This is a genomic window from Pseudomonas sp. W4I3 (genome assembly GCF_030816195.1).
Classification (GTDB): domain Bacteria; phylum Pseudomonadota; class Gammaproteobacteria; order Pseudomonadales; family Pseudomonadaceae; genus Aquipseudomonas.
In genome coordinates this window covers 5420481-5433379 of the sequence record NZ_JAUSXS010000001.1, presented here as the reverse complement: position 1 = coordinate 5433379, position 12899 = coordinate 5420481, and the positions used below count along the sequence as shown (strand labels likewise).

Here is a 12899-nt window from a genome sequence, read left to right as displayed (position 1 = left end):
CTCTCCTTAACGTGGACCTGAGGTAAGGATAGATGTTCGATCGGGATTGGGACGCGGGCACGCCCGAATACCAGAAAGTGGTCCTCTGTAGGAGCGAGCTTGCTCGCGAAAAACGTCCAGGCAACGCGTCCATTCTGGATAGACGCCGGGGCCCTGAGTTCTTCGCGAGCAAGCTCGCTCCTACACAAAAAGCCTTAACGGACTGGTATCTCACATGGGGCTGGGTATCTATCAGATCCTGAAGCTACCCACCATTTGCTTCAAGCGTGCAGCCTGGCGCTCCAGGTCCGAGCAGGCGCGCAGCGTCGATTGCAGGTTTTCCACGCCTTCCTGGTTGAGGGTGTTGATTTCGGTGATGTCCATGTTGATCGACTCCACCACCGACGTCTGTTCCTCGGTGGCAGTGGCCACGGACTGGTTCATGCCGTCGATTTCGCCAATGCGTTGAGTCACGCTGTTCAAGCGTTCGCCGGCCAGGTTGGCGATTTCCACGCTGTCCTGGCTGTGGCGCTGGCTTTCACTCATGGTGCTCACCGAGTCGCGGGCGCCGACTTGCAGTTCCTCGATCATCTTTTGCACCTGTTGCGCCGATTCCTGGGTGCGATGCGCCAGGTTGCGCACTTCATCGGCCACCACCGCGAACCCGCGGCCGGCTTCGCCGGCACGCGCGGCTTCGATGGCAGCGTTGAGCGCGAGCAAGTTGGTCTGCTGGGAAATACTGGTGATCACTTCCAGAATCTGGCCGATATTCACCGTCTTGCTGTTCAGCTCCTCGATATTGGTGCTGGAGGCGCTGATCATGCTCGACAGCTGGGTCATCGCCTTGATATTGCGCTCCACTACCTGCTGGCCGTCTTCGGCCAGATGCCGCGCATCGCTGGCCTGGTTGGAGGCTTGCGCCGCGTTACGGGCAATTTCCTGAGCGGCCGCGCCCAGTTGGTTGATCGCCGCCGCGACGCTGTTGGTGCGGTTGGCCTGTTCGTCCGAATTGACCATCGATGAGTTGGAGGCGCTGACCACCCGCAGTGCGACTTCATTGACTTGTTCGGTGGCCGACGACACTTCGCGGATCGAGGTATGAATGCGCTCGACGAAACGGTTGAACGCCGTACCCAGCGTGCCGAATTCGTCGTTGTTCTGGATGGTCAGGCGTCGGGTCAGGTCGCCTTCGCCGTCGGCAATGTCCTCCATGGCCCGGGTCATCACGTGCAGCGGTTGCAGCAACACGCGGATCAACATGCCCAGCAACGCGATGATGATCACCACGGCGATGATCGTGGCGATGACCGCCGAGGTACGGAATTCACTGAGCATGGCGAACGACTTGTCTTTATCCACCGAGATGCCCAGGTACCAGTTCACCGAGGGCAGTCCCTTGATAGGGGTGAACGTCACGATATTGGCCTTGCCGTTCGCCTGAACTTCGCTGAAGTCGGTGCTGATTTTAGGTGTGTCTTTCGGGTAGACGTCCGCCAGGGTCTTCATCACCAGGGCTTTGTCCGGGTGCACCAGCACTTTGCCGTCGGCGCTGACCAGGAACGCGTAACCCATGCCCCCCAGGTCCAGTGCGCCAATGTTGTCCACCAGGGTCTGCAGGCTCAAGTCGCCGCCGACCACGCCGATGCTCTGGCCGGCCTTGGCACTCGGTGTGGCGATGGAAATAATCAGTTGGCCCGTGGCCGCGTCGATATAGGGCTCGGTCAAGGTCGAGCCGTTGCTGGTCTGGGCGCCCTTGTACCAGGGGCGAACACGCGGGTCGAAACCGTCGGGCATCTTGGTGTCGGGACGGATGGTGAAGGTGCCCTGGCTGTCGCCGACGTAGGTCGCCATGAACGACGAGGTCAGTGCTTTCTGTTCCAGCAGGCTGGCAACCACCGATGGATCGGGATTGAGGGCGATATTCTGTGCGGCGTTTTCCACCAGAGCGATGCGCCCGTTGAGCCAGGTCTGAATACTGCCGGCGGTGACGTCGCCCATTTCATGCAGGTAGCTGTTGAGGTCTTCACGAATCGCATTGCGCTGAAGGTAATCGTTATAAAGCGTAAATAACGCGAAGGCGGCGATGACGATAAGGGAGGCTGCAAGCAAAATTTTATGGCTGAAGCGCAGGTTTTTATTCATGGCTTGTAGGGTCCGCTAAGGTCTTGATATTCGAGGCGCGTCCTGGTCGGATGCGCAAAAATGGCAGCGTCAAAAAAGGTGTGGTACTTCTGGTGCTTGCACCAGGGGCACCTGTAGGAAATATCTGTCCTATTTTTAGACTTTGTAGGTTTCACATAGTCTGTATCGACCCCGCTGCACTAAAGATTAACCATAGGTGACGAAATGCCTGACTCCACACAACTGCTTATCGGTGCCGGCCCAGATGGCCTGCCCATCGCCCAGCCCATCCGTCTGGCCAACCGTCACGGGTTGATCGCCGGCGCTACGGGCACCGGCAAGACCGTCACCTTGCAGCGCCTGGCCGAAGCCTTCAGTGATGCGGGCGTGGCGGTCTTTGCCGCCGACATCAAGGGCGACCTTTGCGGCCTGGGCGCTGCGGCCAACCCCCAGGGCAAAGTCGCCGAACGTATCGCCGGTATGCCCTTCCTTAATTACGCGCCCAAGGCTTATCCAGTCACCCTGTGGGATATCCACGGGCAGTCCGGTCATCCGTTGCGCACCACCATCAGCGAAATGGGGCCGTTGTTGCTCGGCAGCCTCTTGGAACTCACCGACAGCCAGCAGTCGGCGCTGTACGCGACATTCAAGGTGGCCGACCGTGAAGGGTTGTTGCTGCTGGACCTTAAAGATCTCAAGGCCTTGCTCAACCACCTGCGCTATCACCCTGAACTGTTGGGCGACGACGCAGCGTTGATGACCACCGGTTCCAGTCAGGCGTTGTTGCGGCGCCTCGCGGTGCTGGAGCAGCAGGGCGCCGAAGCGTTGTTTGGCGAGCCGGCCCTGCAACTCGAAGATATTTTGCAGCCCGCCAGCGACGGGCGCGGGCGTATCCATCTGCTGGACGCCAGCCGCTTGGTGCACGATGCGCCGAAGGTCTACGCGACGTTTCTGCTGTGGCTGCTGGCGGAACTGTTCGAGCAGTTACCGGAGCGCGGTGATGCGGAAAAACCGCTGTTGGCGCTGTTTTTCGACGAGGCGCACTTGTTGTTCGCCGATACGCCCAAGGCGCTGCAGGACCGTTTGGAGCAGGTAGTGCGGTTGATTCGCTCCAAAGGCGTGGGTGTGTATTTCGTCACCCAGTCGCCGGGCGATTTGCCCGACACGGTACTGGCGCAACTGGGGCTGCGGATTCAGCATGGCCTGCGGGCATTCACCACCAAGGAGCAGAAATCCCTGCGGGCGGTGGCGGACGGATTCCGGCCCAACCCGGCATTTGATGCCCTGGCGGTGCTGACCGAGTTGGGCACCGGTGAGGCGTTGGTGGGCACCTTGCAGGAAAAGGGCACGCCGGAAGTAGTCCAGCGCGTATTGGTCGCACCGCCACAGTCGCGGATCGGGCCGCTCACCGAGGCCGAACGTGCGGCGTTGGTCGCCAGTTCGCCGCTGCAGGGCCGGTATGACAAGCCAATTGACCGCGAATCAGCCTATGAAGTGCTGATGGCGCGCAAGGAATTGGGGCCGACCGAGGAGGCCAAGCCGGCGACCGAAGAACCCAGCTTCACCGACAAGGCCGGCGCGTTCCTGGGAACCGCAGCAGGCAAGGCGCTGAAATCCGCCATGCAGCAGGCCGCCAATCAGATGGGGCGGCAGCTGGTGCGTGGCTTGTTAGGCTCGTTGCTCGGTGGCAGCAAACGCAAGTAGGGCTCAGGGTTTGGGCCTGGCATGGGCGGCCAGCCGTTCCAGGGCCGCGCGCAAGCCCGGGTCGTTGATCCCTTCGGCTGTCGCCTGGAGGGTTTCGGCCGCAGTTTGCGACAAGTCCATCGTATTCCCCGCCGTGCTGCGCAGTACGGTGGGCGGCTGCACCTTGAACTGGATGCGCGTCAGGCCGGCAAACTCGTCAAACTCCATCAATTGGCGCTGCAAGCGTTTTTGCTGGTAGCGCAAACGGGTTGCCCAGTGTCCGTCAGTGACGATTAATAGCAGGTTGCCTTCACGCCATGACGCCACATGACAGTGCTCGCGGGCAGCCGGTTGCAGCTGGCTTTCGAGCAGGCGTTGCAAACGCCCCAGGCGTTGCGCGTGGCCGAAGATGGCTTTGAGCGGCTTGGCTTCGCGAAGCAACACGCCGGGAGCGCGGGCTGTAAGAGGGCGAAATGCCATGTTTAGACACCTTAAGTAACAGAGCGGCTATCTTAACAGAAAGCGCCTCTTGGCCCCGAGGCCATGCAAAGGCAGGGCTTTTCTCGTGAAACCAACAAGTAACTTCTGCATTTGATGGGTTGAAGTTCCAGCAAAAGCCCTTATTTTAAACAAGCCCTCTCACAGCGCCGTGCCCGCCTCCGGGAACAACGCCACTTTCCTCACCCACGATTCCGGGTAGAATGCGCGTTCGCATGCGGCCGTGAGGGCTGCTCGGGCCACTCACGGTGCGCCCTCCATCCCTATGTGTGGAAGAACCTGCCGATATGTTTGCGCCTTTGTTAAAGAAACTTTTTGGAAGCAAGAATGAGCGCGAAGTCAAACGCATGCTCAAGACGGTGCAGCTGGTCAATGCCTTCGAAGAGCAGATGGTTGCCCTGTCGGACGAGCAATTGCGCGCCAAGACCCAAGAGTTCAAGGCCCGCATAGCCAAAGGTGAAACCCTCGACAAGCTGCTTCCCGAAGCCTTTGCGGTCGCCCGTGAAGCCGGTAAGCGCGTCATGGGCATGCGCCACTTCGACGTCCAGTTGATCGGCGGCATGACCTTGCATGAAGGCATGATTGCCGAAATGCGTACCGGTGAAGGCAAGACCCTGGTGGCAACCCTGGGTGTTTACCTCAACGCACTGTCCGGCAAGGGCGTGCACGTTGTGACGGTGAACGACTACCTGGCTCGCCGGGACGCCAACTGGATGCGCCCGCTGTATGAATTCCTCGGCCTGACCGTCGGCGTGGTGACGCCGTTCCAGCCGCCGGAAGAGAAGCGCGCTGCCTATGCGGCCGACATCACCTACGGCACCAACAACGAATTCGGTTTCGACTACCTGCGCGACAACATGGCGTTCAGCATGGAAGAAAAATTCCAGCGCGAACTCAACTTTGCCGTGATCGACGAAGTCGACTCCATCCTGATCGACGAAGCCCGTACCCCGCTGATCATCTCCGGCCAGGCCGAAGACAGCTCGCGCCTGTACACCGAGATCAACAAGTTGATCCCGCGCCTGGAGCAGCACATCGAGGAAGTCGAAGGCGTGGTGACCAAGGAGGGTCATTTCACCATCGACGAGAAGACCCGTCAGGTCGAACTCAACGAGGCTGGCCACCAGTTCGTCGAAGACATGCTGACCCAGATCGGCCTGCTGGCTGAAGGCGAAAGCCTGTACTCGGCGCATAACCTGGGCCTGCTGACCCACGTGTATGCCGGTCTGCGTGCTCACAAACTGTTCCATCGCAACGTCGAATACATCGTCCAGGACGGTCAGGTGGTACTGGTCGACGAACACACCGGCCGTACCATGCCCGGTCGTCGCTTGTCCGAAGGCCTGCACCAGGCCATCGAAGCCAAGGAAGTGCTCAACATCCAGGCCGAAAGCCAGACGTTGGCCTCCACCACTTTCCAGAACTACTTCCGTCTGTACAACAAGCTGTCCGGCATGACCGGTACGGCCGACACCGAAGCGTTCGAATTCCATCAGATCTACGGTCTGTCGGTGGTGGTCATCCCGCCGAACAAGCCACTGGCGCGTAAAGACTTCAACGACCTGGTATTCCTGACCGCCGAAGAGAAATACGCGGCGATCGTCAACGATATCAAGGACGGCATGGCCAAGGGTCGTCCGATCCTTGTGGGTACCGCGACCATCGAGACCTCCGAGCACGTGTCCAACCTGCTCAACAAGGAAGGCATCGAGCACAAGGTCCTCAACGCCAAGTTCCACGAAAAAGAAGCCGAGATCATCGCCCAGGCCGGTCGCCCCGGCGCGCTGACCATCGCCACCAACATGGCCGGTCGTGGTACCGACATCCTGTTGGGCGGTAACTGGGAAGTGGAAGTGGCATCGCTCGACAACCCGACCCCCGAGCAGATCGCCCAGATCAAGGCTGACTGGCAGAAGCGTCACCAGGCCGTGCTGGAATCCGGTGGTTTGCAGGTGATCGCGTCCGAGCGTCACGAATCGCGCCGTATCGACAACCAGTTGCGTGGTCGTGCCGGTCGCCAGGGTGACGCCGGTTCCAGCCGTTTCTACCTGTCGCTGGAAGACAGCCTGATGCGTATCTTCGCCTCGGACCGGGTGAAGAACTTCATGAAGGCCCTGGGCATGCAGTCCGGTGAAGCCATCGAGCACCGCATGGTGACCAACGCCATCGAAAAGGCCCAGCGCAAGGTTGAAGGGCGTAACTTCGACATCCGCAAGCAACTGCTCGAGTTCGATGACGTCAACAACGAACAACGTAAAGTGATCTATCACATGCGTAACACGTTGCTGGCCGCCGACAACATTGGTGAGACCATCGCTGATTTCCGTCAGGACGTGCTCAACGCCACCGTCAGCGCGCATATTCCACCGCAGTCGCTGCCTGAGCAGTGGGATGTTGCCGGTCTGGAAGCTGCACTGAAGAGCGACTTCGGGGTCGATTTGCCGGTTCAGCAATGGCTCGACGAAGACGACCACCTGTACGAAGAAACCCTGCGCGAAAAACTGATGGCCGAACTGCTGGCCGCGTACAACGAGAAAGAAGAGCAGGCGAGTGCCGAAGCACTGCGCACCTTCGAGAAGCAAATCGTTCTGCGCGTGCTGGACGACCTGTGGAAAGACCACCTGTCGACCATGGACCACCTGCGTCACGGCATCCACCTGCGTGGCTACGCCCAGAAGAACCCGAAGCAGGAGTACAAGCGCGAGTCGTTCACGTTGTTCTCCGAACTGCTGGATTCGATCAAGCGCGATTCGATCCGCGTGCTGTCCCACGTTCAGGTGCGTCGCGAAGACCCGATCGAGGAAGAAGCGCGCCTGCGTCAGGAAGCCGAGGCACTGGCTGCGCGCATGCAGTTCCAGCATGACGAAGCGCCTGGCCTGGAGACGCCTGAAGTGTTGGGTGAAGAGGTCGATGTGGCCCTGGCTCAAACCCCGGTGCGCAATGATCAGAAGCTGGGCCGCAACGAACTGTGCTATTGCGGTTCGGGTAAGAAATTCAAACACTGCCACGGCCAGATCGAATAAGATTTTCGCCTGACGCTGCAACACCCTGCGCCGCGACCGGCATCAGCCGTCGCGGCGTTTTGCCATTAATTCCCCGTCGGTAGCGACGGCACAGACATCATCTATTTCAAGGAGCGCACACATGGCTGTTGGTCTTGGTCCTTTGCCCACACTGCACCCGGTCGCCGGTTTTGAACTCGGTATCGCTTCGGCCGGCATCAAGCGTGCGGGCCGCAAGGATGTGGTGGTGATGCGCTGTGCCGAAGGTTCGACCGTTGCCGGTGTGTTCACCCTCAACGCCTTCTGCGCTGCGCCGGTGATCCTGGCCAAGCAACGTGTGGCCGGCGCGATTCGTTACCTGCTGACCAACACCGGCAATGCCAACGCCGGTACCGGCGAGCCCGGCCTTGTCGCGGCGGCGCGCACCTGCGCCAAGCTGGCGCAGTTGACCGGCGTTGACGCCAGCCAGGTGCTGCCGTACTCCACCGGTGTGATCGGTGAGCCGCTGCCGGTGGAAAAAATCGAAGGCGCCCTGCAAGCCGCGCTCGATGATCTGTCTGTGGATAACTGGGCGGCTGCGGCCACCGGCATCATGACCACCGACACCTTGCCCCAAGGGCGCGAGCCGTCAGTTCGTACACGAGGGCGTGACCGTCACCGTGACCGGCATCAGCAAGGGCGCGGGCATGATCCGTCCGAACATGGCCACCATGCTCGGCTATATCGCCACCGACGCCAAAGTCTCCCGCGATGTGCTGCAACGCCTGATGCTGGATGGCGCCAACAAGTCGTTCAACCGCATCACCATTGACGGTGACACGTCTACCAACGACTGCTGCATGCTGATCGCCACCGGCCAGGCCAATCTGCCGGAAATCACCTCTACCGAAGGCCCGCTGTTCGCGGCGTTGAAGCAGGCGGTATTCGAAGTGTGCATGGACGTGGCCCAGGCCATCGTGCGGGACGGCGAGGGCGCTACCAAGTTCGTCACCGTTGAAGTCAACGGCGGCGGCAACCACCAGGAGTGCCTGGACGTGGGTTACACCGTGGCGCACTCGCCGCTGATCAAGACCGCCCTGTTTGCTTCCGACCCGAACTGGGGCCGTATCCTCGCGGCCGTTGGTCGTGCCGGCGTGCCTGACCTGGACGTAAGCAAGATCGACGTGTTCCTTGGTGACGTGTGCATTGCCAGCCGTGGCGCCCGTGCCGAAACCTACACCGAAGCCCAGGGCTCGGCGGTGATGCAGCAGGAAGAAATCACCATCCGTATCGAGCTGGGCCGCGGCGAATGCAGCGAAACCATCTGGACCACGGACCTGTCCCACGAATACGTGAAGATCAACGCGGAATATCGCACCTGAAACCCGGAGGAAATCGGCGGTGAAACGAGTGCATGTAGCAGCAGCGGTGATCCGCGGTGTCGATGGCAGGATCCTGCTGGCACGCCGCGCCGATACTCAGCATCAAGGCGGCCTCTGGGAGTTTCCCGGTGGCAAGGTGGAGGCGGGCGAATCGGTCGCCACGGCTCTGTCCCGCGAATTGCAGGAAGAGCTGGGCATCCAGGTCACCTTGGCGCGGCCGTTGATCCAGGTGCAGCATGACTACCCGGACAAGCAAGTATTGCTGGATGTCTGGGACGTCTCGGCGTTTACCGGCGAGCCCCATGGGGTTGAAGGGCAGCCCCTGGAATGGGTGGCTCCGCGAGACTTGATCAACTATGAGTTTCCGGCGGCTAACGCGCCCATTGTTGCGGCAGCGCGCCTGCCTGCCGAATACCTGATCACCCCGGGTGAACTGGAAACCGCGCCCTTGTTGCGAGGCCTTCAAGCAGCCATTGCCGGTGGCATCAAGCTGGTTCAACTGCGTGCGCCCAACGGTTACGACCCCAAATACCGCGACCTCGCCGTGGACGCCGTGGGGCTGTGTGCCGGCAAGGCGCAGCTGATGCTCAAGGGGCCGTTCGAATGGCTGGGGGATTTTCCTTCGGCCGGCTGGCACATGACCTCGGCCCAATTGCGTAAATACGCGAGCAAGGGGCGACCACTGCCGAAGGACCGTTGGTTGGCGGCCTCGTGCCACAACGCTGAAGAACTGGCGCTGGCAGAGTTGATGGATGTGGACTTTGTCACGCTGTCGCCGGTTGAGCCGACTCAGACCCACCCCGATGCCCAGCCGTTGGGTTGGGAACAGGCGGCCGAGCTGATCCGTGGGTTCAGCAAGCCGGTGTTTGTGTTGGGTGGGGTTGGGCCTGCGCAGCGGGAAAAAGCCTGGGAGGCAGGGGCTCAGGGTGTGGCGGGGATCAGGGCGTTCTGGCCGCAGGTTTGAGGTTGCTCTGGCGGGCCTCATCGGGGCATAGGTATCTACACAACTTTGTAGCAGCCTACGGTAACCACGATGCGAAGCGAGCCGCTCTTGATCTTGATCTTAGGCGCCCCGTTAAACCACGCTGGCCGGAATTCGATAGTGATTTGGAGGGTAAACCGGCAGGGATGCCGGTTTAGCCGCCCCGCGCCATGGATGGCGCGTGGAGGCGGCCCTCCAAATCACTGTCGGATTACGGGCACACCGAGCGTGAGCGAGGTGCCGAGTGGTGGGGCAGGAGCCCTTTTGGTTACTTTTGGGGCTCTTTTCCAAAAGTGACCCGCCGTAAGGGCGGAACCCTAAGCCGCCGTTACCGCAGCAACGGATATGTACTCGCTCTGATCCAACATCATTGTCGGCTTTCAGGCCGCCATCGGGGGCAAGTCGAACCGTCGCACCGCCCCTCCCACATTGGAACGCTGGGCGTCAGTTAGAGAGGCTTCGGCTGCTGAGCCGTCACAGGCTTAGGGCCGAGCGAAGTTGTGTAGATACCTATGCTCATCGGGGGCAAGCCCCCTCCCACATTTTGATTTGTGAATGCAGTCTAGTGTGGGAGGGGGCTTGCCCCCGATGGGGCCCTGCCAGCCACGCAATAATCTTCAGTGAGGCTTCGCCGCAGCCTGCCATAAAACTTCGGCAACGCCCTGGCGCCGGGCAATCACCCTGGCCGCGACAAACAGCAAATCCGACAACCGATTGATATACGCCAACCCCACCCCTTCCAAAGGCTCCACTGCATTCAAGTGCTGGCAGCGGCGTTCGGCACTGCGCGCCAGGCTGCGGCACACATGTGCCTGGGCGATCAGCGCCGAGCCGCCGGGCAGGATGAAATTCTCCAGTGGCCCCACCTCTTCATTCCAGCGATCAATCGCTGCTTCCAGTCGATCCACTTCCGCTGCATTCAGCGCCTTATACACCGGCATGGCCAGCTCGCCGCCCAGATCGAATAACCGATGCTGGCAGGGCGTGAGCACCTCGATGACATCGTTCAATTCAGGATGTTTGCCGCTTTGTTCTTCAAGGTTTGCCAGCAGCAATCCAAGCTGACTGTTCAGCGTGTCCACTTCGCCAATGGCCTCCACCCGTGGGTGATCCTTGGGCACGCGGCGGCCGTCGCCGAGGCCGGTTTCGCCCTGGTCACCGGTGCGGGTGTAGATCTTCGACAGGCGAAAGCCCATGGTCATTGCTCCAGTTGGGTGAGTTCTGTGGGGGACAGTTGGCTGCCGGCCAGCGGCAGGCGCAAGGTGAAACACGTGCCTTGGCCCAGGGTGGAATGCACTTCCATCTGGCCCTTGTGGTTATTGGTGATGATGAAATACGACACCGACAGCCCAAGCCCGGTGCCCTGGCCTATTTCCTTGGTGGTGAAAAACGGCTCGAAGGTGCGCTTACGCACGTTTTCGCTCATGCCGATGCCGTTGTCTTCCACCTGGATTTCGGCCCACGGCGGGTTGAGGCGGGTGCGCAGGATGATGCGCCCAGGTTCGCTGTCGTCTTCGCGCAGGTGAATCGCTTGGGCGGCATTTTTCAGCAGGTTGAGGAGCACCTGCTCCAGTTCGTTGGCTGTGCCGGGGACTGGCCCCAGTTGCGGATCGAACTGACGGATGATCGCCTGGCCCTTGAAGTCAAAACCGATGGCCAGGTCGAAATCGTTTCCGGCGATCTCCACGGCCTGGTCGATCAGGCCCGGCAAGTCGCACGGTGCCATTTGCCGGTTGCTGCGCCGGCTGAAGCTGAGCATGTGCGTGACGATCTTGGCTGCGCGCGCACCGGCCTGTTGAATTCCGTCCAGCAACTGCGGGACTTCGCGGCTTTGCAGGTAGCGATTGACCAGGTCCAGCTCGATGCCGGCCTGTTCGGCGTGTTCCAGGTTTTTGGGCAGGTCGGGTGACAGGCGGCGTCGGATGTTCTGCACGTTGTGCAGGATCGCGCCCAGCGGGTTGTTGATTTCGTGGGCCATGCCGGCAGCCAGGCCGCCGACCGACAGCATCTTTTCCGATTGCACCATCATTTCTTCCAGGGACAGGCGCTGGGTGATGTCGTCGATGCGGATCACCACGCCGCGCCCGGCACCGCCCATCAACGGGTAGAACGTCAGGGCGTAATGCTTTGGCTCGTCGTCCTTGACCCAGGTGACGCGCTCGATGCGCTCCACGGTGTGCTGCTCCACCGTGGCCTTGATCTGCGGCAGGTACGGCTTGAGCGGTTGAAACGCGAGGAAGATCGGTTGGTTGAGGGCTTCGTCCAGGCGCGTGCCGGAAAGCGCGGTGGCTTCCTGATTCCACTGGGTGACGTAGAGCTGTTCATCCAGGGCGATCAGCGCTGAAGGCATCGAGTCGATAATACTGTTCAGGTAGTTCTGAAAGCCGGTGAGCTTTTTCTCAATCTTGCTGCGCACCTGAACTTCCAGTTCCAACTTGCGGTTGGTGTGGCGGGTTTCTTCGGCCAGGCCCTGAGCCTGATCGTAGGCGGCCTGGGAGTCATCCCGTGCGCGTTTGAGCTGCTGCTCGCGGGCTTCAATGCGTGACAACATGGTGTTGAACGCTTCCGCCAGGCTGCCGATTTCATCGTGGTTACCGGGGCCGGCGCGCAGGGCGTAGTTCTCTTCGCGGGTTACCTGGCGGGACAGTTCTTCGAGTTCGTGGATTGGCCGCGTGATCAGGCGTTTGATCTGCCGGGCAATCACCAGCCACAGCAACACGCTGAAAATCAGGATGCCCAGGCTTGCGGTCAGGGTGCCGGTGTAGAACGCCCACCGGTAGCTCGCTGCTGGCCACCAGCAGCAAATGCCCTGAAGGTTGGCCGGCGCGGGGCAGACTGATGACCTGGTTACTGCGAAACTCGGTGAGGCGCCAGGCCTCGATATGCCGGTAATTGTCGGGCAGGTGCAGGCGGTCGCCGTGTTGCATCTGCGCCAGGCGATTGCCTTCGCCGTCGTACAGGGCGGCGGCGCGCAACGGCGCATAGCTGGTCAGTTCATTGAGCAGCGCGTTGGCCTTGGCTGGGGATTGAAGGGCGTCGGCGGCCAGCGCAGGGTTGGACACCAGTCGACCGATGGCCTGCAAGGCCTGGGGCGCCATGCTTTCCTGGGAGATCCAGTAGGCGGCGCTGATAAAGGTCAGGTTGGCCACCAGCAACACGGTGGTCAGCAGTACCAGCAGGGCAGCCAGCAATTTCTGCCCTACCGGTAAGTTTTCAAGACGCTGGCGCAATGGCATCAGGTTGTTCACAGGCAATAGACATACGGCAGGGTAG

6 protein-coding genes and 3 pseudogenes are annotated in these 12899 nt (G+C 60.8%); 4 read left to right on the top strand and 5 right to left on the bottom strand.

What is annotated here, in order from left to right; genetic code table 11:
* Positions 1-231 precede the first annotated feature (231 nt).
* Positions 232-996, bottom strand: a complete 765-nt coding sequence (locus QF045_RS27845; protein WP_373424496.1) for a methyl-accepting chemotaxis protein — start codon at positions 994-996, stop codon at positions 232-234.
* A 93-nt stretch (positions 997-1089) separates the two neighbouring features.
* Positions 1090-2121: pseudogene (locus QF045_RS27840) on the bottom strand (cache domain-containing protein); the annotation flags it as partial.
* A gap of 204 nt (positions 2122-2325) precedes the next feature.
* Here QF045_RS27840 and QF045_RS24715 point away from each other — a divergent pair.
* Positions 2326-3804 carry a helicase HerA-like domain-containing protein gene (locus tag QF045_RS24715; protein WP_306494425.1) on the top strand — a complete coding sequence of 493 codons (1479 nt, stop codon included), beginning with the start codon at positions 2326-2328 and terminating at the stop codon, positions 3802-3804.
* Positions 3805-3807: 3 nt separating this feature from the next.
* Here QF045_RS24715 and QF045_RS24710 read toward each other — a convergent pair whose 3' ends face one another.
* Complete coding sequence (locus QF045_RS24710; protein ID WP_306494424.1) at positions 3808-4263, bottom strand: DUF721 domain-containing protein; 456 nt, start codon at positions 4261-4263, stop codon at positions 3808-3810.
* A gap of 305 nt (positions 4264-4568) precedes the next feature.
* Between QF045_RS24710 and secA the strand changes: the two genes are divergently transcribed.
* The 3 genes and pseudogenes from secA (at position 4569) to QF045_RS24695 (ending at position 9608) form a co-directional block, all read left to right on the top strand.
* Positions 4569-7304 carry a preprotein translocase subunit SecA gene (gene secA / locus QF045_RS24705; protein ID WP_306494423.1) on the top strand — a complete coding sequence of 912 codons (2736 nt, stop codon included), beginning with the start codon at positions 4569-4571 and terminating at the stop codon, positions 7302-7304.
* A gap of 121 nt (positions 7305-7425) precedes the next feature.
* Positions 7426-8644: pseudogene (gene argJ / locus QF045_RS24700) on the top strand (bifunctional glutamate N-acetyltransferase/amino-acid acetyltransferase ArgJ).
* A 19-nt stretch (positions 8645-8663) separates the two neighbouring features.
* The gene (locus QF045_RS24695; RefSeq protein ID WP_306494422.1) at positions 8664-9608 is read left to right on the top strand and encodes a Nudix family hydrolase; all 945 of its coding nucleotides are present in this window, start codon (positions 8664-8666) and stop codon (positions 9606-9608) included.
* A gap of 635 nt (positions 9609-10243) precedes the next feature.
* On the opposite strand, the gene QF045_RS24690 is transcribed toward QF045_RS24695, so the two are convergent.
* Positions 10244-10822, bottom strand: a complete 579-nt coding sequence (locus QF045_RS24690) for a cob(I)yrinic acid a,c-diamide adenosyltransferase (protein ID WP_306494421.1) — start codon at positions 10820-10822, stop codon at positions 10244-10246.
* A gap of 2 nt (positions 10823-10824) precedes the next feature.
* Positions 10825-12862, bottom strand: a pseudogene (locus tag QF045_RS24685) (ATP-binding protein).
* Between the last annotated feature and the right edge of the window lie 37 nt (positions 12863-12899).